The following is a 21,300-nucleotide window of genomic DNA, read 5'->3' on the forward strand; positions in this document are numbered from 1 at the left end:
TAGTACGACAAGCGAGGCAACGCCGCACCGGTTTAAATTTAATTCACTACGGCGGTGAGGGGCGTTTCCGTTTTCACTTACGATAATCCGCGATATGGCGCGGGAGATGCCGTAGGGCGGGCCGGGTTTGCCTGCGATGCGTTTGGTTAGACGAATGCCGCAACCAAGCCGTAAAGGCAGAAAAACAATACCGCCAAAGCCACCCGTTCGAACGGGTTTTGCCGCAGCAGCACCGTGGCGGCCGTGCCTGCCGCCCAGGCGGACAATACGGCGTACATCCTGCGTTCCAGCCACCATGCGGCGGACAGGCCGTCTGAAGCTTCCGGCGGCAGGTGTGCGGGTTGGGCGGCATGATGGCTGCAATAAACGGCGAATAAGGTCAGCAAGAATGTAATCAGGTAGAGCAGGGTAGATATTTTGCGTTTCATTTTTCAGACGGCCTTTTGCAAGGGCTGCGGTGGGGATGGGCATTATACGGCGGTTGGAGGCGGTTTGCGCCGCCGCCGTTTATGTTTTCATGCCGGGAAAAGCGCGGTTTTTGCAACGTTGATTTTAAAACCGTGCCGCCGTGTGGCAAAATAGCGTGCCTACACACATCAATTAAGGAAAATCCATGCACATCATCAAAGCCGTTTGTTTGGGTCTGGCCGTTTCGGCCTTGGCCGCCTGCGATTCCGAAACCGACAAAATCGGCAATGCCAGCACCGTATTCCGCGTGCTGGGCAAAAACGACCGTATCGAAATAGAAGGTTTCGACGATGCCGATGTGAAAGGCATCACCTGTTATTTGTCGTATGCGAAAAAGGGCGGCTTGAAAGAGGCGGTGAATTTGGAAGAGGATGCCAGCGACGCATCGGTGTCATGCGTGCAGACCGGCAATGCGATCGAATTCAACGAACAGGCGGTGGCCAAGCCGCAGCAGGTGTTTAAGCGCAGCGCGAGCTTTGCCTTTAAGAGCATGCAAATCATGCGGTATTACGATGCCAAGCGCAAAGCCTTCGCCTATATGATTTACAGCGATAAAATCATCGACGGTTCGCCGAAAAATTCGCTCAGCGCGATTTCATGCTATGGCGGTGCGCCTGCGGACGAAAAACAGATAGTCGGCCTGCCCGACAAGCAAATCGCCGGTTCCTGCATCATCGACACGGCGGTGAAGAAATAGCAGGCCGTCTGAACAACGGAAGGATAAAGGACGAAACGGCATGTATGAAGAATTGCTGGGCGCGGTGAAATTCGACGACAAAGGCTTGTTGTGCGCCATCGCGCAAGACAGGCACAGCGGCCGCGTGCTGATGGTGGCATGGATGAATGCCGAGGCGCTGCAAAAAACGGTGGAAACCGGTTTTGCCCATTATTACAGCCGTTCCCGGCAGAAACAGTGGATGAAGGGCGAGGAGTCGGGGCATGTGCAGAAAGTGTACGAACTGCGGCTCGATTGCGACGGCGACGCGCTGGTGATGCAGATTGAACAGCAGGGCGGCATTGCCTGCCATACGGGGCGGGAAAGCTGCTTCTACCGCGTTTGGCAGGCAGACGGCGGCTGGCAGGCGGTTGATGCGGTGCTGAAGGACGAAAAGGCCATCTACGGTGCAAAACCTTAAAGTTGCAGGCCGTCTGAAACGGGAAGGCGGTTTTCAGACGGCCTCAATCTGCGGCAATTCATTGGGAGAAGAATGATGGATGACAGGATATTGTCTGAAATTCAAAATGTGATCGATTCGCGCAAGGGCGGCAATCCGGACGAATCATATGTGGCCGGGTTGCTTGCCAAAGGCGGCGACAAAATCTTGAAAAAAGTAATCGAGGAGGCCGGCGAAGTGCTGATGGCCTCGAAAGACGGCGGCGGCGAACACCTTGTTTACGAAACCGCCGATTTGTGGTTTCACTGCATGGTGCTGCTGGCGCATCACGGCTTGCGGGCGGAAGATGTGATTCGCGAGCTGGCGCGGCGGCAAGGTTTGTCGGGGCTGGTGGAAAAGGCCGCGCGCCCTCAGGGCTGATATTAGGCCGTCTGAAAGGCGCGGACGGTGTTTTTGTATTACAATCCGACCTCTTTGCCCCAAGCGGAAATACCGCAAGGCGGCTTACCGGAGAATTCATGATGACCGACTGCATCTTCTGCAAAATCGCAGACAAACAAATCCCAGCTTCGGTGGTGTACGAAGACGACGAGATGCTCTGCTTCAAAGATATACGCCCCGCCGCGCCCGTCCATCTACTGCTGATTCCGAAAGAACATTTCGATTCGCTGGCACACGCCGGGCCGCAGCACGAGGCCCTGCTGGGCAAAATGATGCTGAAAGTGCCGCAGTTGGCCGCCGAACACGGCCTGCGCAACGGGTTTAAAACCCAAATCAATACCGGCAGCGGCGGCGGTCAGGAAGTGTTCCACCTCCATGTGCATATCATGGGTACGCCGGTTTGAATATCAGGCCGTCTGAAAGCGGGTTTCCGCATTGAATAGATTTAACGTAAGGATTTTAAAATGGGTTTGAGCGGAATTTCTCATTGGCTGATTGTGCTGCTGATTGTAGTGTTGGTATTCGGTACCAAAAAATTACGCAACATCGGCAAAGATTTGGGCGGCGCGGTGCACGACTTCAAAAAAGGCCTGAATGATGGATCGGAAGAGGCAGATGCCCGCCCGGCCGAGAAGCAGACCGAGGCCGACAAAGACGATAAGCAAGCCTAAGCCATGTTCGACCTCGGTTTCAGCGAGATGCTGCTGACCGGCGTTGTTGCGCTCGTGGTGCTGGGGCCGGAGCGGCTGCCGAAGGTGGCGCGTACGGCCGGATTGTGGCTGGGGCGTTTGCAGCGTTTCGTCAGCGGCGTGAAAAACGAACTCAGCCGCCAAATGGATGCCGAAGGGTTGTCGGAAGTCAAAGAGGATTTTCAGGCGGCCGTCCGTGAAGCGCAGGAAGGTTGGCGTGATGCACGCCATGCATTGCAAAGTCAGGCGGAGGGCATAGACCCCGAACTCCCCGCTTGGGAGCGGTTGCCGCCGCAGCGTACGCCGGCCGATTTCGGCATAGGGACGGACGACGGCCTGCACGCCGGCGGGACGCGGTATGATGATGCCGCCCCTTTCCATATGGTTACCCTGCGCCGTCAGGCAATGGGCCGCCGTCGCGATTTGCGCCCGCGTTTTCATCCGAGGCCGCAACTCCGCGTCCGCCGCCAAGGCCGTCTGAAAAGATAGGCGGAGTCGGTCGGCTTCGCTTTCCGATGTTTTTCATATTCCCCATATTTTCGATTTTATAGTGATTAAGCTCTAATCCGGACAGGGCGGCGTAACGCCGTCTTGCTTTAAAGCGGATTCACCGTAATGTCGGCGAGATTGAGATGACAGAGCAAACTCAAACCCTGATTGAACATTTGGTCGAACTGCGCCGGCGTTTGGTGTGGATTATGCTGGTGATGCTGGCCGCTTTTTTTGCCGTCATCCCGTTTGCCCAGCCGCTTTATACGTTTGTCGCCCAGCCGCTGATGGCGTCTCTGCCTCAGGGGACGCAGATGATTGCCACCGATGTGATTGCGCCGTTTTTCGTGCCGATTAAGGTCGCCCTGATGACTGCGTTTTTAGCCACGCTGCCGCATACGCTGTATCAGATTTGGGCTTTCGTCGCTCCCGCGCTGTATCAAAACGAAAAACGCCTGATTGTGCCGCTGGTGTTGTCCAGCCTGATTCTGTTTGCCTGCGGTATGGCCTTTGCCTATTTTGCCGTTTTTCCGATTGTGTTCCGGTTTTTAACAAGCGTTACCCCGCAGGGGGTCAGCATGGCGACCGATATCGACAAATATTTGTCGTTTGTGCTGGGTATGTTTGTGGCCTTCGGTGCGACGTTTGAAGTGCCGATTGTCGTGGTGCTGCTGCACAGGATGGGCGTGGTGTCGTTGGCGCAACTGAAAAGTGCGCGGCCCTATGTGGTTGTGGGCGCGTTTGTCGTGGCGGCGGTTATTACTCCGCCGGATGTGCTGTCGCAAGTTTTGATGGCTGTCCCGTTGGTTATTTTGTACGAACTCGGTTTGCTGGCGGCAAGATTGTTCAAGCCTGTAGCGAGGGATGGAGAAGAAGGGGAATAGTCGCCATTCGTTTCGCTTTTATAGTGGATTAAATTTAAATCAGGACAAGGCGACGAAGCCGCAGACAGTACAGATAGTACGGCAAGGCGAGGCAACGCCGTACTGGTTTAAATTTAATCCACTATACATCATTGAAAAATGTTTGTCGGATATAAAAAGGCCGTCTGAAAAGTTTTCAGACGGCCTTTGGTCTGTGTGTGTTTACAGCGAACGGGCAACTTCGACGATGTCGAAGCATTCCAGTACGTCGCCTTCCATGATGTCGTTGTAGCCTTTGATCATCAGGCCGCATTCGAAGCCCATGCGGACTTCTTTGACGTCGTCTTTATAGCGTTTGAGCGAGGACAGTTCGCCGCTGTGGACAACTACGTTGTTGCGGATGAGGCGGATATGGGAATCGCGTTTGACCACGCCGTCGGTAACCATACAGCCGGCGATGTTGCCGACTTTCGATACGCTGATGACTTGGCGGATTTCCACCGTACCGGTAACTTGCTCTTTTTCTTCAGGAGACAGCATGCCGCTCATGGCCGCTTTCACATCGTCGATGGCATCATAGATGATGTTGTAGTAGCGGATTTCCACGTCTTCATTTTCGGCCAGTTTACGGGCGGATGCATCCGCGCGCACGTTGAAGCCGATGATGAACGCGCCCGAAGCAATCGCCAAATTGACGTCGCTTTCGGTAATGCCGCCCACGCCGCTGTGCAGGACTTGCACGCGTACTTCGTCGGTAGACAATTTTTGCAGGCTGCCCGCGAGTGCTTCGTAGGAACCCTGTACGTCTGCCTTGATGATGACCGATAGGTTCTGCACTTGGCCTTCGCCCATGTTACTGAACATGTTCTCCAGCTTGGCGGCCTGTTGTTTGGCCAGACGCACGTCGCGGAATTTGCCTTGGCGGAAGAGGGCGATTTCGCGTGCTTTTTTCTCGTCGGCCAACACGATGGCGTCTTCGCCGGCATTGGGTACATCCGACAAACCGAGGATTTCCACCGGGATGGACGGGCCGGCTTCGGTAATGGCTTTGCCGTTTTCGTCCATCATGGCGCGGATTTTGCCGAAGGCTGTTCCGGCCAGCAGCATGTCGCCTTTTTTCAATGTGCCGCTTTGTACCAACAAAGTGGCTACCGCGCCGCGCCCTTTGTCCAGACGGGCTTCGACGATGATGCCTTTGGCGGGTGCTTCCACCGGTGCAGTCAGTTCCAATACTTCGGCTTCAAGCAAGACGGCCTCAAGCAATGCGTCGATATTGATGCCTTTTTTGGCCGATACATCGATAAACTGCGTAGTGCCGCCCCAATCGTCGGGAATGACTTCGTGTTGGGTCAGCTCTTGACGGATGCGTTCCGGATTGGCGGCTTCCTTATCGATTTTGTTCACTGCAACCACAATCGGCACACCTGCCGCTTTGGCGTGGGCAATGGCCTCTACGGTTTGCGGCATTACGCCGTCGTCGGCAGCAACCACCAGAATCACGATGTCGGTGGCTTTGGCGCCGCGTGCACGCATGGCTGTAAACGCTTCGTGACCCGGGGTGTCCAAGAAGGTAACTACGCCGCGCGGGGTTTGAACGTGGTATGCGCCGATGTGTTGGGTAATGCCGCCCGCTTCGCCTTGAACCACTTTGGCGCGGCGGATGTAGTCAAGCAGCGAGGTTTTACCGTGGTCGACGTGGCCCATCACGGTAACGACGGGCGGACGGGGCAGGGCTTCCGCTTCGATGAGCTCCTCACCTTCGTCCAAGAAGGCTTCAGGGTCGTCGGCAGCGGCGGGTTTGCCGATGTGACCGAGTTCTTCCACCACAATCAGGGCGGTATCTTGGTCTATGGATTGGTTGATGGTTACCATCATGCCCATTTTCATCAGGGCTTTGACCACTTCCACGCCTTTGACGGCCATTTTGTGTGCCAAATCGGCGACAGTGATGGTTTCCGGAACCAAGACTTCGTGAACGACGGGTTCGGTCGGTGCTTGGAAGGCGTGTTGGTTCGGCTCGAGTTTGAGTTTTTTGCCTTTTTTGCCGCCGCGCACGCGCTCTTCATCACCGCTGCCGCGCGCATTGCGGTCGCGTCCGCCTTTGCCTCCTTTGCCTTTGGCATTTCGGCTTTGACCTTCATCATCGTGATGATTGCGGCGTTCGTCTTTTTTACGGCTGCCGCTGCTCGGATTGGGCTCTGATGCCGCAGCATGTGCGGAAGCCGGTTTGTTTGCCGATGCCGACAGGGGTTTTTTCTCGCTCGGTTTGGCGGTGCGCTGTTCGCCGGCTTTGCTTGCACGCGCTTCTTCCGCCGCCTGTTTTTTGGCGGCTTCACGCCGTTCCTGGCGTTCTTGGCGCTCCTGTTTTTCTCTCAGCAGCGCAGCCTGGTGTTCGCGGAAGGCTTGGGCGCGGCGTTCTTCTTCGGCACGGCGCTCGGCTTCGGCGGCATTGACGACTTCTACCGGTTGCGGTGGGGTTTTGGCTTTTTTCTCCCGGCCTTTTTTGGCCGGTTTGATTTCCTGTTCGGTTTTTTCTTCTTTCGGCTCGGCCGGTTCGGGTGAGGCCGTCTGAAGGTCCGCTGTTGCCGCTTTTTCAGCCTCTTGAGCTTTACGCTGTTCGGCTGCGGCGCGTACTTTGGCAGCTTCGGCTTCCGCCGCCGCTTTGGCCGCCTCGGCTTCGGCTGCGGCAGCGGCTTCTTGCGCCGCTTTTTCCTGCGCGGCTTTGGCGGCAGCGAGTTGTTCGTCGGCGGAAGGGACGACTACTTTCCGGCTGCGTCGGCGTTCGACCGCTACGCCGTCAACCGTGGTTTTTTCGACCTTGGTGCGGTTGATGCGGATGGTGCCGACGGTTTGCGCGCTTAATTGTGCTTTGTCGGCATTGGTCAGCATGTCGCTGCCGCTGTTTTTGTTGATGCCGTGCTTCTTCAGGTGCTCCAGCATCCGCTCCACCGACATTTTCGATTCGGCTGCAAATTGTTCTACTGTGCTGTTACTCATACGACAGCCCCTCCTTATTGTTCGTCTGTTTCAAACCAGTGTGCCCGGGCGGCAAGAATGATTTTTTCTGCTTCGCCGGGTTCTACGCCGGTAATTTCACGCAATTCGTCTATCGACAGTTCTGCCAGACCGTCGCGTGTTGTGATGCCGGCCTGTGCCAGGTCGCGCAGGAGGTCTTCGTCTATACCGTCCAGTGTGCGGAGGTCTTCGGCGATTTCTTCCAGTTTTTCTTCTTGCGCCATCGCCTGGGTAAGGATGGCGTCGCGGGCGCGGTTGCGCAATGTATCGACGGTGGCGGCATCGAAACCGATTTCTTCCAATTCTTCAGACGGCACATAGGCGATTTCCTCCAATGAGGCAAAGCCTTCCTGTACCAAAACATCGGCCGTTTCTTCATCGACATCCAGATGTTCGGTAAACAGGCTGCGCAGCGCGGCATCTTCGGCGGCATGACGCTCTTCGGCTTCAGTAACGGTCATGATGTTGAGCTGCCAGCCGGTGAGGTCGGCGGCCAGGCGGACGTTTTGTCCGCCCCGGCCGATGGCCAATGCCAATTGGTCTTCGGCAACGATGACATCGACTGCATGATGGTCCTCATCAATCACAATGCGGCTGACTTCTGCAGGCGACAGTGCGTTGATGACGAATTGTGCCGTATCCGGTGACCACAGTACTACGTCAATGCGTTCGCCGCCGATTTCGTTGGTAACGGCATTGACGCGGCTGCCGCGTACGCCGATACAGGTTCCCTGGGGATCGATGCGCTGGTCGTTGGCTTTGACGGCGATTTTGGCGCGATGGCCGGGATCGCGTGCGGCTTCGCGGATTTCCAGCAGGCCGTCTGCAATTTCCGGTACTTCCTGTTCAAACAGTTTGGCCAGGAATTCGCGCGAGGTGCGACTGAGGATGACTTGTTTGCGTCCGGATTGGCCGATTTCTTCAACACGCAAAAACAGGGCGCGGATGCGGTCACCGCTGCGGAAATTTTCGCGCGGAATGGATTGGTCGCGCGGGATGAGCGCGTCCAGTTTGCCCGGAACGAGTTCCACGATGATGCCGTGGCGTTCGACCCTTTTCACTGTTCCGATAACGATGTCTTCCCGGGTGGCGAGGAAGTCGTTCAGGACTTTTTCGCGTTCGGCATCGCGGATGCGTTGCAGGATAATCTGCTTGGCCGTCATTGCGGCTTGGCGGCCGAAGCCTTCGTTTTCGATTTGCTCTTCGTAGTATTCACCGATTTGGATGGTGGTGCCGGGGATTTCTTCTTGGATTTCCTCAATGGTTTTTTCCACATCGGGATAGGTGTAATCCTCATCGGCCACAATCAGCCAGCGGCGGAAGGTGCGGTGTTCGCCGGTATTCCGGTCGATTTCGACGCGCACGTCCATGTGTTCCCGGCCGGCTTTTTTCTTTGCAGCCGTGGATAGGGCGAATTCCAGTGCGTCAAACACTACGTCGGTGTCTACATTCTTTTCGCTGGCCAATGCTTCGGCCAGTTGCAGCATTTCGCGACTCATGTTTTATCTCCTAAAAATGTTTCCGATTAATCGTGTTATTAAAATTTAAATTCCGGTTTTAAGCGGGCTTTGTCGATATTGTTGATCTCGATGGAGGCGGTCTTGCCGTCGAAAGAGAGTGTAACGATATCGTTTTCACACGCCTCGATACGGCCGATAAAGTTTTTCTGTCCGTCTATCGGCAGGCGGGTTTTGATTTTTGCCTGCTGTCCGGCAAAGCGGACGAAATCTGCCGCTTTTTTCAGCGGGCGGTCGAGCCCCGGGCTGGAGATTTCGAGGTTTTTGTAGTCTACGTCTTCCACCATAAACAGGCGGCTGAGGTGGTTGCTGACTGTGGCGCAGTCTTCGACGGTAATTCCGCCTTCCTTGTCAATAAAGACCCGCAAGATGCCTTGTGCCGTCAGCTCGAAATCCACCAGTTCGTAACCCAAACCCGGCAGGGTTTTGTCCAATATTTGTTGAATGTCCATTTTTCCTTCCGGAGAAAATAAAAAAATGGCCCGATGGCCATTTCTCAGTTTGACTTGAAAAATTCTGCGGATTATATCGTGTTTGGACAGAAAAGAAAAGCGGTTAAATTTCAGCGGTTTCAGACGGCCTTGATTTTTTGCGCGGTGGTCGGGTTTCTTGCCGAAACTGTTTGCCGGGCATAAAATCAGGCGCTTTACGAGGCCGTCTGAAAGCATAGTTTCAATATGGTTCAAACAGGCGGCGGAAACGCCATCCCGTAAACGGGAAAGTCAGAATAGAGAGTCCGAACATGAATACCGTCTACAATTTTTCCGCCGGTCCCGCCGTGCTGCCGGCTGCCGTATTGCATACCGCGCAACAGGAAATGCTCGATTACAACGGTACCGGCATCCCGGTAATGAGTATGAGCCATCGTTCAGCCGAGTTTCAAAGCATCCTTTATCATGCCGAACAGGATTTGCGCCTGCTTTTAAATGTGCCGGACAATTACAAGATATTGTTCCTGCAAGGGGGGGCGAGTGCGCAATTCAGTCAGGTGGCAATGAACTTCTCCCACGGCTTCAAACGGATAGATTCGGTGGTTACCGGAAATTGGTCGCAAACCGCGCACCGTCAGATGGAAAAATCCACGGCGGCAGAAATCCATTTGGCTGCGCACGGCGGCACGCAATATGATTATTGCGACCTACCGCCCGTAAGCGAGTGGGATATAAGCAGGGATTCGGCTTTTGTCCATTTTGTTGCCAACGAAACCGTACACGGCCTGCAATACAGGCAGATGCCCAATCTTTCAGACGGCTTCCCTCCTTTGATATGCGATATGTCTTCCGAAATTCTGTCCCGGCCGATTGATGTCGCCGATTTCGGCGTGATTTATGCGGGTGCGCAAAAAAATCTCGGCCCGGCAGGCGTAACCATCGTCATCATTCGCGAGGATTTGTTGGACCGCTGTCCGGATTCGGTACCGGCGGTATGGAATTACAAGGCACATGTTGAAAGACAAGGCATGTACAACACGCCGGCGACCTATCCGATTTATATTGCGGGATTGGTGCTGCGCTGGTTGCAGACTCAGGGGGGTGTTGGGCAAATGGCGTTTATCAACCGCCGCAAGGCCGATATGTTGTACCGTGCGATAGACGGCAGCGGCGGTTTTTATCGGAATGCAATACATCCGGACGCACGTTCGCAGATGAACGTTATCTTCAGCACGGGGGATGCGGGATTGGACGAACGTTTCGCACAGGAGGCGGCATTGTGCGGATTGCGCCAACTGAAAGGCTATAAAACGTTGGGCGGTATGCGCGCCAGCATTTATAATGCCATGCCGATAGAAGGCGTGGCCGCGCTGGTGGAATTTATGGCCGATTTCCAAAGAAAGAATGGCTAATCGGTTTTTAGGCGGCATGAGGCCGTCTGAACAGGGACTTTCATAGGAAATAAGGTGAATTTCCGTTTGAAACGATTTTTAGGGTGAAGTTGCAATCGCTTTCTATACTTGATATTGGAGGGCGTGCTTATTTTGGAATACTCTGTTTTGATTATTTGTTGCAAAACGAACAGAAAAGAATATGGCGGAGTGTGGCTAAAAAGAGGCAGATTATTTTTATAGGTGGCAAAAAATTTGACGGCAGATGGTTTTTTGCTCATAATTCGCTTTGTTAAGTCGCTGGTTGCGGCTTAATAAGTTTCTCCTCTATTTCTCCTTTGTAGACTTGGCACACATTTGAAAAAATGTGTGCATTTTTTTGTGTGCAACTCATTTTTGATTGAAATTGAAAAAAATAAAATTCGATTTTGTTTATTTTTCCTTTTTCGTATATTTTTTGATAAGAATAGTGCTGTTATTGCAAAAAAAGAAGAAAGGGCTTGACCGGAAATGGGTTCCGCAAGATAATTACGCCCGTTAAGTGGCTTGCAATAGCAGCTTAACAGTTTCTCCTCTATTTCTCCTTTGTAGACTTGGCACACATTTGAAAAAATGTGTGCATTTTTTTGCCTAAAATCTCAGGGTGCCGTAAAACTGTTGAGGCAAAGTTTTTGTAATGACTATAAAAATACCGGAGCCATCAAGCGGTTCCGGTATTTTTTGTCTGCTTCACTTGAAGGCTTTCTTCATGTGCTTCGTTTGAGCCCGACAGCCAGAAAAACCGCCGCGAATACGGACAATAGGCCGATGAACGGCAAAGAACCGCCCAAACGCATATAAGGTGTTTCTCCCTGATAGCCTTGAATTTCTTCTTTCAATACGGTTGCCGTATTGGCGGGAGCCATGGCAATGATGCGTCCTTTGTTGTCTACGATGGCGGTCGCGCCGGTATTAGTGGCTCTGGCCATGTAGCGGCCCAGTTCCAATGCGCGCGCTTGCGATTGCTGCAGATGTTGGAACATGGCATTGGAATCGCCGTACCAAGCCAGGTTGCTGGCGTTGGCGAGCAGGGTGGATTGTTTGGCGGAGGCGATTAAATCGTCGCCGAAACCGTCTTCATAACAAATATTGAATGCTACCTGTTGGTTTTTCATGGAAAACGGTTTTTGCACCTCTCCGCCGTGCAGAATATCAGACAAGGGCATATCCATCATTTGATAGAGCGGGGCGGTTAAGGACGGCAGGGGTTTGTATTCGCCGAACGGAACCAAGTGGTTTTTGGCGTAAAACGGAATATTGGCCGCTCCTATGCGGTAATCGGTCAGATCGACGACGGCATTTTGATAATTCATACCGTCAGCCGTGTATTGCATGGTGCCGACAGCTAAGGCGCTGCCGTTTTGACGGGCCTGTTCGGCAAATTCTGCAATGATGTGGTCAGGCAGTTCTTGCAGCATCACGGGGAATGCCGTTTCGGGCAGGATGACGATATCGGCGTGCGTGGCGGTAATTTGTCGGAAATAACGATCCAAAGTCGGCAGGACTTGGTCGTTGCGGAATTTTAAGTGTTGTTCGATATTGCCTTGAGCCAGGGCAACAGTGGCGGTTTGCCCTGTGGGTTGGGTGAAATCGGTTTGCTTGGCGATATGGCCGCCGAATAATAATGCCGCAACGGCGCAGGCAAGGGCCAAGCGTTTTTTCAGACGGCCTTTGTTGTCCACCAGTAAAACCAGCCATGCACCGAGTAACGCGGTGGCGAATGTAACCAAATGAATGCCGCCCAAAGGAGCGAAACCGGCCAGTGGGGCGTGGTCGGCAATTTGGGAATAACCCAACGCCCCCCAGCCGAATCCGGTCAGCAAACGTTCGCGGGCAAATTCCGCCAATGTCCAAAAAACCGGCAGTGCAAGGCCGGTATGCAGCCAACGGTTTAAACGGATGCGGTTCCAGAGCCAAACAGCGGTGGCGGGGAACAGTGCCAGATAGGCCGGCAGCAGCATGGTGAGGGGGAGGGCGTAGAGATTGGGCAGGCCGGAAACGTCGTGCAGGGCGGTGTGTATCCAATAAAACTGAACGGTGTAGGCAACCAGGCCAAACAGGTAGGCACTGCGGGTTCGAACGTCGGGACGGAGCTCCAGCAGGCGGATGAAGGCCGCGAACAACAAAGGCATCAGCCAGAAATGGTAGTAAGGGGCGAAAGTGAGCGGCGTGGCGGCGGCCAGCAGGGGAATCAGCAGCCAATATACTGGCGGGCGGCACCAGAAAGCTTCGAGTTTGGAAAAGATACCGGTCATGATGTGTTTAATGGAATTGTTTGGAAAACGGTGCCGCATTGTACAGAAAATTGCCCGGAATGGAGGAGTACGGGGTAACAGCCGATTGCGGGTATCGAACCGTTTTTAGGTAAAGGTAGTAAAGATTCGTATGGTTATGAAAATATTATATCTTTGGCTTGTTGCGCAGGAGTAAATATTATTTATGACAATTAATGCGTTATATGTTTTTAAATATGAACCATTATACTTGTTTGCACAAAATATGCTTAAACGAAATAGACAAGGAATGCAATTAAAGGCAAAATCGAAAAATCTCCTTTCCCACGGCATCTGCCAAGCTGCGAGTGACAGGGAAGACAGATTACACCGCAGCACTCAAATTTTCCGAGACAATAACAATGATGTCGGGAAAGCTGATGGATTACTCATTTTTATTGGATACTTTTAAAGAGGTAAAAATATGCCGCAAATGAAATTGGATGTAACCGGGATGAGCAGCAAGGAAGATTCCCGCAAACTGATTGCACAAGCCGAAGCCGTGCCGAATGTCCGCATGGTGAATGCGAATTTTGAAACCGGCGTGGTAGTGGTTACCCACAGCGAAGGTTTGGATGTGGATGCCGTGAAAAAAGCCATTGCCGATGCGGGCTTTAGCGTAGCCTGAGGCAATAACCGATTGAAGGCCGTCTGAAAACAGTTTTTCAGACGGCCTTTTCCTTCTGTTAGAATCCCGCCGGATTACAACCAGCCATTTTGATGATCATGAATTCCCTGTTGAAACAACTCAAACCCTATCCCTTCGCCCGTTTGCGCGAGGCTTTGCAAGGCATCAATCCGCCCGACGGCTTGGTACCGATTATGTTGCAGATCGGCGAGCCGAAACATCCCACGCCCGCCGTGATCACCGATGCCTTACAGGTGGCGGGCGCGGAGTTTGCCAAATATCCGCTGACCGCGGGCCTGCCCGAATTGCGCCAAGCATGCGCCTGTTGGCTGGCACGCCGCTATGACGGCCTGCAATTGGATGCGGAAACGGAAATCCTGCCCGTGTTGGGCAGCCGCGAGGCATTGTTTTCCTTCGCCCAAGTGGTGCTCGACCCTGTTGCGGACGATACCGGCGTGGTGGTTTGCCCGAATCCGTTTTATCAGATTTACGAAGGTGCCGCCCTGTTGGGTGGCGGCGAAGTCTGCTTTGCCAACAGCAGCCCGCCGCGCCACTTGCCCGACTGGCGTTGCGTTCCCGACAACGTTTGGCCGCGTGTGAAGCTGCTTTTGGTCTGCTCGCCCGACAATCCGAGCGGCAGCGTGATGAATCTTGACGACTGGCGTGAATTGTTTGCGTTGCAAGACCGATTCGGCTTCGTCATCGCTTCAGACGAATGCTATTCCGAAATTTATTTCGACGACCGCAAACCGCTGGGGGCTTTGCAGGCGGCTGAAATGCTGGGGCGCGGCCGCAAAGGGATAGTGATGTTTACCAGCCTGTCGAAGCGTTCCAACGTGCCCGGCCTGCGTTCCGGCTTTGTGGCGGGTGATGCCGAACTGCTGCAATCCTTCCTGCTCTACCGCACTTACCACGGCAGCGCGATGAGTGTTCCGGTGCAGCGCGCCAGCATTGCCGCATGGGACGATGAAGCCCATGTGGCGGAAAACCGCCGCCTTTATCAGGCCAAATTCGAGCAGGTGGTGCCTGTGTTGCAGCAGGTCTTCGACGTGAAAATGCCGGATGCTTCGTTTTATATCTGGCTGAAAGTGCCGGACGGAGACGATTTGGCGTTTGCGCAAAAACTATGGCGCGAGGCGGCGATACAGGTGCTGCCGGGACGCTTTTTGGCGCGGGATACGCCGAACGGCAATCCGGGCAAAGGTTATGTGCGCATCGCCCTGGTGGCGGGCGTGGAAGAATGCGTGGAAGGTGCGCGGCGGATGGTTGCGCTATTCCAGCACGATTGAATATAAGGGTTTGAGGCCGTCTGAAAATCGCCCGGAGCTTCGGGTTGCGTGTTTTCAGACGGCCTTTGCAATCCTTCCTCGAACATTAGCCTGCCGCGTTCCCCTTCCTGCGGATATCATATTGCGGGCGGCATCGGCGTTTCCGATGTTTCCGTTGCACGGCGGCAAGGCATTCATCCCGGCGTTTGCCCCTCAGGGAGGCATCGGTCGGGAGGCCGATATAGGCCCGTTACTTCTTGCAATGAAAAACTTGAAAAATCATACGGTTTTTTTCATATTGTCTGAACGGCGGATGATGCGGCATCCGACAGTCATCAATATAACGGGGGTTATCTCATCAAAAAGCTGACCCGCGCCGATAGGCAAATAAAGAAAAGCACCAACTCATCGGTGCTTTTTATCGTCATTTATTCCGATGTCCGCCACGTTTTTTAGCTGCATCCGGATTGATGATTTTAGGAATAGCCTCATGGTTTCTATTTTCAGGACTTAATGTGTTTTTTTGCATTATTGCCGCGTTTGGCACGAATTTTTCAGTACATACTACATCATTATCTTTCAATAAAGTTTCTGATTTGGCGTATTCGCACATCGCGATACGTCCGTTTTTGCTGTCCGGATAACGCTTGATAAAATCATTCCACACCTCGTTATACCGTATATTACGCATAAGGTTATACATACGGATGGCATTAATGGGTTGCCTTTCAATTGTGGCAATAGCTTCATCAGTGACTACCCAGCGTTCGAATGCGGCATCAACAGTCGGACGAAACACTTGATCAATTTCCTGTTTCCATTCGGCAACCGATAAATCATCGGCATTTGCCAATTGCACCGTCATCAACAAAGACGCAACCGCCAACCCTTTAACTATTTTGTTCATAATTTTATTCCTTATGGTCATTGTTTCACCTTCAACATCAAGATTGTCGCTTATCCTCATGGGGAGGATTCCGGCTTGAATGGAATTTCCCCCGCTATCCGGGATTCCCCCTGATAAATCGTCCGGCTTCCCGGGCAGGCAGGCCGTTAGGGCCGGCCGGCCGTCCGATCGGCAATCATACGGCCGCCGATAAAAAGTCCCTCACGATATTTGCTTTCAGGAAATAGTGTTAGGAAGTGTTATTTTATGTTTTGCTGGTGGAAGGTCAAGCGTTTCTTGTATGTTTTGGTTATTTGTTGTCAGCCATAGTGTGTCGGGAGTTTGGGTGAAGAAAGTTAAGGCCGTCTGAAAACATTTTCAGACGGCCTGTCCGCATTGAAATCGTTATCCGGGTTTGCCGTCCAGGCGCGGACGCGTCAGCCACGGGATGTAACGCCATGCGTACAGCAGCAGCGAGGCGGCGAACAATACGCCCGAACAGCGCAGGCTGTGCAGGTAGGCGGTCGGGTGCACGGTCAGCATAACTGCGGCCAGCGTGCGGAAAAACAGTGCGCCAACCATCAGGCAGAAGGCGGTGGGCATCAGTTTCGGCGCGGGATAGAGCTGGCGGCCGGTGTGGCCGAGGGCGGTTCGGGTCATCATGCTGACGGTCAGCAGGCCGATGCCGCCGACGGCGATGAAGTGCACGCCGGGGCTCATCAGTTTCGGTATCCATTGGCCGAAACCCATGATAATCAAGCCCATGGCTGTGGCGGCGTAGCCGATGTGCAGCGTCCACAGCAGCGGCTCTTTGGCCGTGCCTTTCGCCCACCAGCGCACGGTTTGAACCAGTCCGAGCAGGCCGCAGGCGATGCCGCACAATGCCGCCAACGGCAGGGCGAGGCGCAGCGTCATCAAAGCTGCCATCAGCATCGGCAAGGCCAGCGGCGCCATCAACGCCCATTGCGGCGAGGCCGGTTGCGGCGTGCCCAAACGGCGGGATGTGAAGAAGCCGATGATGCGCGAACCGATCAGGCCGATAAAGCCGGCCACCATGACCAATCCGGAAAACAGGTTGTCTTGCAGCGAGGCGGTGTTGCCGACCGATAGGCGCGTGTGGAAGACGGCCAGTGTGATGCCCATCAGGATGAGGGCGTATACGGCGATATAGTTGCGTTTGCTTTCGGCGGCAAAGACCGACTGGCCCATATAAAAGGCCGCCAGCCAGTAGAAGGCCGTTCCGGCCACGCCGGAGAGCAGGGCCGCATTCGGAATGAAGGCGAACAGGCGCGCCAGCAGCCAGAGGCCGACCAGCAGGGCCAGCCTTTGTCCGCTTACGGGCGGCTTGCCCGTCCAAGTGGCGACGGCGGTCAGCAGGAAGGCGACGACCACGCCGCCCGCGTAGCCCCAAATCATTTCATGGGCGTGCCAAAGGAATCCGGGCAGCTGCGGCGTGCCTTGATAGCCGAAGCTCCAGAGTAGGACGGAAAGTGCGCCGTAAACGGCGGTCAGTGAATAGAGCGGGCGGAAGGCCATCGCCCAAACGGGATGTTGGAAGAATTTCATTTTTTTAATGGATTGGGTAGTGGTGGAAAGATGTTTGTGCGGCTGCGGTTTGGTTTTCAGACGGCCTGTTGATGATGGAGGCCGTCTGAAAGTCAGCGGTAACGGACGTTTTCCGCCGCATCGATTTTAATCAGGTTTTGCTCCAGCAGTGCGTCCAAATACTGTTGGGCTTCACTGCCGTGTTGCTGTGTCAGCAGGTGCAGCAGCGCGTTTTTCTTCTTCGGCCGGTTTCTCCTGATTTGCCGCAGAGTGTCAGACAATCCGGGCAGTGCAGTTTCTTCCGTGTGCGGCGGCAGGGTGAGACCGGCGGTGATTTCTATTTCTTCGGCCATGCGTTTGATCAATTCGTTTTCTTCTTCTGCGGAAAGCGGCTGCGACGGGTTTTCAGACGGCCTCTCGTCGTGATACAGGAAACTGCGGACTTTTTTGCCCAGTTTGGAGCTGCTCATAATCTGCGACGCCGGATATTTTTGCTGCAAACGCTCCAGTTTTTTTTGTAGTTTTCCGCGCGGGCTGATAACAGCGATTTTGGCTTCGGGATGGCCGGACAAAATAACTTTGACCGTTTTCAGTATGGTACGGGTGAATTTGTCTTTGGGCGGGATGACCAAGTGCAATGCGGCGTTGCCCCCGCACTCAGGGCAGGTTCCGTCGGCAGAGGCGGCCAGCTTGCGGAACGGACGGGCGGTTTTCTTGTCGGCAAACAACCGGACATCATGCCTGCCGAAGGGCAGGTATTTTTTTCCGGCATCGGTTTTTACGGTATCAATCAGCAGATGTGCCATATTGCTTCCTTTCTAAAGGATGCGGCGCGGGAAGTGCCGCCTATTGTCCGATTGCGGCGGCAAATGCTTCGATAATCGGTTGCAGCCGCGCGTGTTTCACTTTCAATGCCGCCTTGTTGACCACCAGGCGGCTGGAAATGTCGCAAATATGTTCCACCGCTTCGAGACGGTTGGCTTTTAGCGTGTTGCCGGTGGAGACCAAATCGACAATGGCATCTGACAGGCCGACCAGCGGTGCAAGTTCCATCGAGCCGTACAGCTTGATAATATCCACATGAACGCCTTTGGCGGCAAAGTGCTCCGCCGCAATATCGGGGTATTTGGTGGCGATGCGCAGGCGGCAGCCGGGCTGTGATGCGGCAGCGTAATCGAAGCCTTGGGGAACGGCCACCATCATGTGGCATTTGGCGATTTGCAAATCCAAAGGCTGGTACAGCCCCTCGCCGCCGTTTTCAATCAACACGTCGCGGCCGGCAATGCCGAAATCGGCAGCACCGTATCGGACATACGTCGGAACGTCGCTGGCGCGAACGATGACCAAACGGATGTCGGCATGGTTGGTGCCGATAATCAGCTTGCGCGATTGTTCGGGGTCTTCAACCGGTTCAATGCCCGCCGCCGCGAGCAGCGGCAGGGTTTCATCGAAAATGCGCCCTTTTGACAAGGCGATGGTCAGATTTTGCTCGGACATGGTGTGTTCCTGTGGATAAGGCCGTCTGAAAATGCTATGCCTGCAACAATACGGCAGGCGTTTCAGACGGCCTGGCGCAAATGGTTAGGATTGCAGCAGTTTTTTGACGTCGGCGGCAATCTCGGTTGAAGTGCGGCCGTAATTCTCCATCAAAACGGTATTGCCTTCTTTATCCAAAACATAAGTGCCGGCAGTATGGTCGATCAAATAAATATCGGCCGACTGCTCCTGCGATTTGGACGACACCACGCGGTATTGCTGTTTGACGACCGGAATGCTTTGATCACCGGTCGCAGTCAGACCGATAAAGTTTTTGTTGAAAGTTTTTACATATTTGTCAATTACTTCAGGCGTATCGCGTTCAGGGTCGACGCTGACAAATACGACGGCCACATCCTTGGCTTGCTCACCCAGCTGATCGATCACCTCGCTGTAAGTCAGCAGGCTGGCAGGGCAGACATCCGGACAGTTGGTATAACCGAAAGTCAGCAGAACGACTTTTCCTTTCAGGCTGCTGATGGCAAACGGCTTGCCGTCGCCCGAAGTCAGCGTGAAATCACCGCCGATATCGTCTTTCCTCATGTCGGTGCCGAAAAATTCACCGTGCTTGGGCGCGATTGCAGATGTGCTTGAAGCGGCAGATGCGGCAGGTTCGCCGGTGGAATACGTAGTCGGCGAAGCAGGCTGCTGCCCGCCGTTATTCTGAGCGGCTTCCTGCGAACAGGCGGCGAGCGCAAGGGCCATTAACAGGGCTAAAGGACGGTATTTCATGATAACTCCTTTGTTCGATTAAGAAGAAAACAGATATCGAACATATTACTCTGTTTTAACAGTCAGTGGAATGAAGATGCAGGGAAAAAGGCATTAAATTTGACGTGGGGAAAAGTTTCTATGTTCTTTTACTTAATTTCTTTTATTTTCAATGGAATAAATATTATTGGTAAAATTCGCTTTACAAGTATGATTTTCACGCTATAATGGCGGCTTTCCTACCTGCCCAGGTGGTGAAATTGGTAGACACAGGAGACTCAAAATCTCCCGCCGCAAGGTGTGTCGGTTCGAGTCCGACCCTGGGCACCACACTGTAAAAATCAACCGCTTTCGAGCGGTTGTTTTTTGTCTAATACCGTCTAACGCCGTAAACCAAACACAATAAAAACAACACCATACAGCGTTTCCAGCCCCTGTTTACCGTCTAATCCCGCCTATTCCTGTCTAATTGAATAAAGCGGCGGGCGGGGGTATATTTGGGGGCATCTGAAAATACCCCCGAAAACATACCCCCAAAATGCCTCTAAACGACCGCCAAATCAGGAACGCCAAGCCGACCGAAGCAGGAAAGAAAGCCAAACTGTTTGACGGCGGCGGCCTGTATCTCGAAATTACCCCCGCAGGCGGCAAAATCTTCCGCCTGAAATACCGCATAGACGGCAAAGAAAAAACGCTGACCATCGGCAAATATCCCGCCGTTTCCCTTTCCGAAGCCCGCCAAGCCGCCGAAAACGCCCGCCGCCTGCTTTCAGACGGCCAAGACCCCGGCGCGGCCAAGCAACAGGAAAAGGAAGAACGCAAAGTCGCCGCCCTAAACACCTTTGAATATGTGGCTGACGTAGATTAGCCCTAAATTCCACACCAATCCCGCAAGATTTTTAGCTGCCGGGACGGTGTGCCGATGTTAAATCGAAACTCGCATTCTTTCAAGAACAGCGGGAAAGATTTGCGGTCGATTCCGTTGTATTTGCGCAAGACGCGTTTTGCCTGATTCCAAAAATTCTCAATGCCGTTGATGTGGTTCTGGCGGTCTGCAAATTCCTTGGAATGGTTGATGCGGTAATGGATAAAACCGCTCACGTCCAACTTGTCATAGCTGCTCAGATTATCCGTGTAAACAATACTGTTCGGCATGATTTTCTTTTTGATAACAGGCATCAAAGTATCAGACTTGGCATTATCTACGACAACGGTATAGACCCGTCCGTTGCGTTTCAGAATGCCAAAGACAGCCACTTTCCCTGCTGCACCGCGACCACGTCTGCCTTTACGCCGTCCGCCGAAATAGCTTTCGTCCAACTCGACAGAGCCCTCGAAAACCTCATCGGCAGCCAAGGCTAGATAATGGCCGATGACCATACGGATTTTGCGGTAGAACAGGACTGCGGAGTCAAGCAGTTCTTTTGATTTCTCTTGCTTAATTTATAATTGGTTATCTTCAATTTCGTAGCCTAGCGTAACTGCTAATCTACATCAGTCCCTATCATAACGAAAGGATTGTCATGAATAAAGGCTATCAGGATTGCATATCTTCCATTATAAAATTAGGGGATACTGAATTTTTCAACTACAAAGGTTCTATGGTGAACAAAAAAGCACTAGAGTCATTATTAGGAGCCCCGATACACTCAATTGAGGCAGTTGCCATTGCCAGACTTGCAATGAGTATAAGCCAATGTTGGCATAAGCGAAGCATGCAATCAATGCAAAGTAGCAATACACCGGAGGAAATCAGGAAACATAAAGTATTGGCTCAAAGCCAATCGGACAACGGTTTCATCCATCTGCAAGCAGCAACTGAACGCTGCTTGGTATTACTCTGGCTGACAGAGCAATCTGCCTTATTGTTAACCACACAAGACGTGGCATTGTTGTTTGGTTTGAGTTATGACTATACGAGACCTTTGCAAAATCCCCCCAAAATCCCCTAAATTCCCACCAGAACATTTAGGGGATTTCTCATGAGCACCTTCT

Annotated in this window: 23 protein-coding genes, 1 tRNA gene and 2 pseudogenes; 15 read left to right on the top strand and 11 right to left on the bottom strand. The window is 53.2% G+C overall.

Translation table 11 applies throughout. The features are described 5' to 3' along the window. Nucleotides 1-146: 146 nt before the first annotated feature. Nucleotides 147-428 carry a hypothetical protein gene (locus ACTHSL_RS05975; RefSeq protein WP_440380717.1) on the bottom strand — a complete coding sequence of 94 codons (282 nt, stop codon included), beginning with the start codon at nt 426-428 and terminating at the stop codon, nt 147-149. 185 nt (nt 429-613) lie between these two features. Here ACTHSL_RS05975 and ACTHSL_RS05980 point away from each other — a divergent pair, with 185 nt between their 5' ends. The 8 genes and pseudogenes from ACTHSL_RS05980 to ACTHSL_RS06015 all read left to right on the top strand — a co-directional run. Then, complete coding sequence (locus ACTHSL_RS05980; RefSeq protein ID WP_440380718.1) at nt 614-1,165, top strand: CreA family protein; 552 nt, start codon at nt 614-616, stop codon at nt 1,163-1,165. Between the two features lie 40 nt (nt 1,166-1,205). Continuing rightward, a complete protein-coding gene (gene hisI / locus ACTHSL_RS05985; protein WP_049253710.1) occupies nt 1,206-1,604 on the top strand; it encodes a phosphoribosyl-AMP cyclohydrolase in 399 nt (132 codons plus the stop codon). Between the two features lie 75 nt (nt 1,605-1,679). Continuing rightward, the gene (locus ACTHSL_RS05990) at nt 1,680-2,003 is read left to right on the top strand and encodes a phosphoribosyl-ATP diphosphatase (RefSeq protein WP_440380733.1); all 324 of its coding nucleotides are present in this window, start codon (nt 1,680-1,682) and stop codon (nt 2,001-2,003) included. 101 nt (nt 2,004-2,104) lie between these two features. Further along, nucleotides 2,105-2,428: a histidine triad nucleotide-binding protein gene (locus ACTHSL_RS05995; protein ID WP_049253746.1), complete on the top strand. Its 324-nt coding sequence runs from the start codon at nt 2,105-2,107 to the stop codon at nt 2,426-2,428. Nucleotides 2,429-2,488: 60 nt separating this feature from the next. Beyond that, the gene (tatA, locus tag ACTHSL_RS06000) at nt 2,489-2,695 is read left to right on the top strand and encodes a Sec-independent protein translocase subunit TatA (protein WP_440380719.1); all 207 of its coding nucleotides are present in this window, start codon (nt 2,489-2,491) and stop codon (nt 2,693-2,695) included. Between the two features lie 3 nt (nt 2,696-2,698). Next, nucleotides 2,699-3,202, top strand: a complete 504-nt coding sequence (gene tatB / locus ACTHSL_RS06005; protein WP_440380720.1) for a Sec-independent protein translocase protein TatB — start codon at nt 2,699-2,701, stop codon at nt 3,200-3,202. A gap of 143 nt (nt 3,203-3,345) precedes the next feature. After that, complete coding sequence (gene tatC / locus ACTHSL_RS06010; protein ID WP_440380721.1) at nt 3,346-4,086, top strand: twin-arginine translocase subunit TatC; 741 nt, start codon at nt 3,346-3,348, stop codon at nt 4,084-4,086. Then, nucleotides 4,070-4,246, top strand: a pseudogene (locus ACTHSL_RS06015) (IS5/IS1182 family transposase); the annotation flags it as partial. The gene tatC and the pseudogene ACTHSL_RS06015, both read left to right, overlap by 17 nt. A 41-nt stretch (nt 4,247-4,287) precedes the next feature. Here ACTHSL_RS06015 and infB read toward each other — a convergent pair. From infB to rimP, 3 genes are read right to left on the bottom strand one after another with little or no spacing between them, the layout of a single operon-like run. Next, entirely contained in the window at nt 4,288-7,062 is a 2,775-nt protein-coding gene (infB, locus tag ACTHSL_RS06020; RefSeq protein WP_440380722.1) for a translation initiation factor IF-2, read from the bottom strand. Between the two features lie 14 nt (nt 7,063-7,076). Next, nucleotides 7,077-8,579, bottom strand: a complete 1,503-nt coding sequence (nusA, locus tag ACTHSL_RS06025) for a transcription termination factor NusA (RefSeq protein WP_107971241.1) — start codon at nt 8,577-8,579, stop codon at nt 7,077-7,079. 38 nt (nt 8,580-8,617) lie between these two features. Beyond that, on the bottom strand, nt 8,618-9,049 hold the full coding sequence (gene rimP, locus ACTHSL_RS06030) for a ribosome maturation factor RimP (RefSeq protein ID WP_107971278.1): 432 nt from the start codon (nt 9,047-9,049) through the stop codon (nt 8,618-8,620). Nucleotides 9,050-9,339: 290 nt separating this feature from the next. Here rimP and serC point away from each other — a divergent pair, with 290 nt between their 5' ends. Further along, a complete protein-coding gene (gene serC / locus ACTHSL_RS06035; protein WP_440380723.1) occupies nt 9,340-10,440 on the top strand; it encodes a 3-phosphoserine/phosphohydroxythreonine transaminase in 1,101 nt (366 codons plus the stop codon). Nucleotides 10,441-11,165: 725 nt separating this feature from the next. Here the strand turns inward: serC and lnt are convergent. Further along, complete coding sequence (gene lnt / locus ACTHSL_RS06040; protein ID WP_440380724.1) at nt 11,166-12,713, bottom strand: apolipoprotein N-acyltransferase; 1,548 nt, start codon at nt 12,711-12,713, stop codon at nt 11,166-11,168. 442 nt (nt 12,714-13,155) lie between these two features. On the opposite strand from lnt, the gene ACTHSL_RS06045 reads away from it, so the two are divergent. The 3 genes from ACTHSL_RS06045 to ACTHSL_RS06055 all read left to right on the top strand — a co-directional run bounded on the left by ACTHSL_RS06045 (nt 13,156) and on the right by ACTHSL_RS06055 (nt 14,997). Beyond that, on the top strand, nt 13,156-13,359 hold the full coding sequence (locus tag ACTHSL_RS06045) for a heavy-metal-associated domain-containing protein (protein WP_440380725.1): 204 nt from the start codon (nt 13,156-13,158) through the stop codon (nt 13,357-13,359). A 98-nt stretch (nt 13,360-13,457) separates the two neighbouring features. Next, nucleotides 13,458-14,648, top strand: coding sequence for a succinyldiaminopimelate transaminase (dapC, locus tag ACTHSL_RS06050; RefSeq protein WP_440380734.1), 1,191 nt, complete (start codon nt 13,458-13,460; stop codon nt 14,646-14,648). Continuing rightward, on the top strand, nt 14,626-14,997 hold the full coding sequence (locus ACTHSL_RS06055) for a hypothetical protein (protein WP_440380726.1): 372 nt from the start codon (nt 14,626-14,628) through the stop codon (nt 14,995-14,997). The genes dapC and ACTHSL_RS06055 overlap by 23 nt, the downstream gene beginning before the upstream one ends. 54 nt (nt 14,998-15,051) lie before the next feature. Here the strand turns inward: ACTHSL_RS06055 and ACTHSL_RS06060 are convergent, their stop codons facing one another. The 5 genes from ACTHSL_RS06060 to ACTHSL_RS06080 form a co-directional block, all read right to left on the bottom strand. Then, entirely contained in the window at nt 15,052-15,534 is a 483-nt protein-coding gene (locus ACTHSL_RS06060) for a hypothetical protein (RefSeq protein WP_440380727.1), read from the bottom strand. A 384-nt stretch (nt 15,535-15,918) separates the two neighbouring features. Next, nucleotides 15,919-17,079, bottom strand: coding sequence for an NnrS family protein (locus ACTHSL_RS06065; RefSeq protein WP_440380728.1), 1,161 nt, complete (start codon nt 17,077-17,079; stop codon nt 15,919-15,921). A 92-nt stretch (nt 17,080-17,171) separates the two neighbouring features. Further along, nucleotides 17,172-17,864, bottom strand: coding sequence for a hypothetical protein (locus ACTHSL_RS06070; RefSeq protein ID WP_377079058.1), 693 nt, complete (start codon nt 17,862-17,864; stop codon nt 17,172-17,174). A 40-nt stretch (nt 17,865-17,904) separates the two neighbouring features. Then, nucleotides 17,905-18,555 carry an ATP phosphoribosyltransferase gene (hisG, locus tag ACTHSL_RS06075; RefSeq protein ID WP_314934951.1) on the bottom strand — a complete coding sequence of 217 codons (651 nt, stop codon included), beginning with the start codon at nt 18,553-18,555 and terminating at the stop codon, nt 17,905-17,907. A gap of 84 nt (nt 18,556-18,639) precedes the next feature. After that, entirely contained in the window at nt 18,640-19,326 is a 687-nt protein-coding gene (locus tag ACTHSL_RS06080) for an SCO family protein (RefSeq protein WP_440380729.1), read from the bottom strand. A 224-nt stretch (nt 19,327-19,550) separates the two neighbouring features. Here ACTHSL_RS06080 and ACTHSL_RS06085 point away from each other — a divergent pair. Then, nucleotides 19,551-19,635: transfer RNA gene (locus tag ACTHSL_RS06085), tRNA-Leu, on the top strand. A gap of 208 nt (nt 19,636-19,843) precedes the next feature. Then, nucleotides 19,844-20,173, top strand: a complete 330-nt coding sequence (locus tag ACTHSL_RS06090; protein WP_440380730.1) for an Arm DNA-binding domain-containing protein — start codon at nt 19,844-19,846, stop codon at nt 20,171-20,173. 2 nt (nt 20,174-20,175) lie between these two features. Here the strand turns inward: ACTHSL_RS06090 and ACTHSL_RS06095 are convergent. Then, nucleotides 20,176-20,768 (bottom strand): annotated as a pseudogene (locus ACTHSL_RS06095) (IS1595 family transposase). A 60-nt stretch (nt 20,769-20,828) separates the two neighbouring features. On the opposite strand from ACTHSL_RS06095, the gene ACTHSL_RS06100 reads away from it, so the two are divergent. Then, the gene (locus tag ACTHSL_RS06100; RefSeq protein ID WP_440380731.1) at nt 20,829-21,257 is read left to right on the top strand and encodes a hypothetical protein; all 429 of its coding nucleotides are present in this window, start codon (nt 20,829-20,831) and stop codon (nt 21,255-21,257) included. Nucleotides 21,258-21,300 lie beyond the last annotated feature (43 nt).

The sequence above is a fragment of the Neisseria sp. P0008.S010 genome (genome assembly GCF_051962715.1).
GTDB lineage: Bacteria > Pseudomonadota > Gammaproteobacteria > Burkholderiales > Neisseriaceae > Neisseria > Neisseria elongata.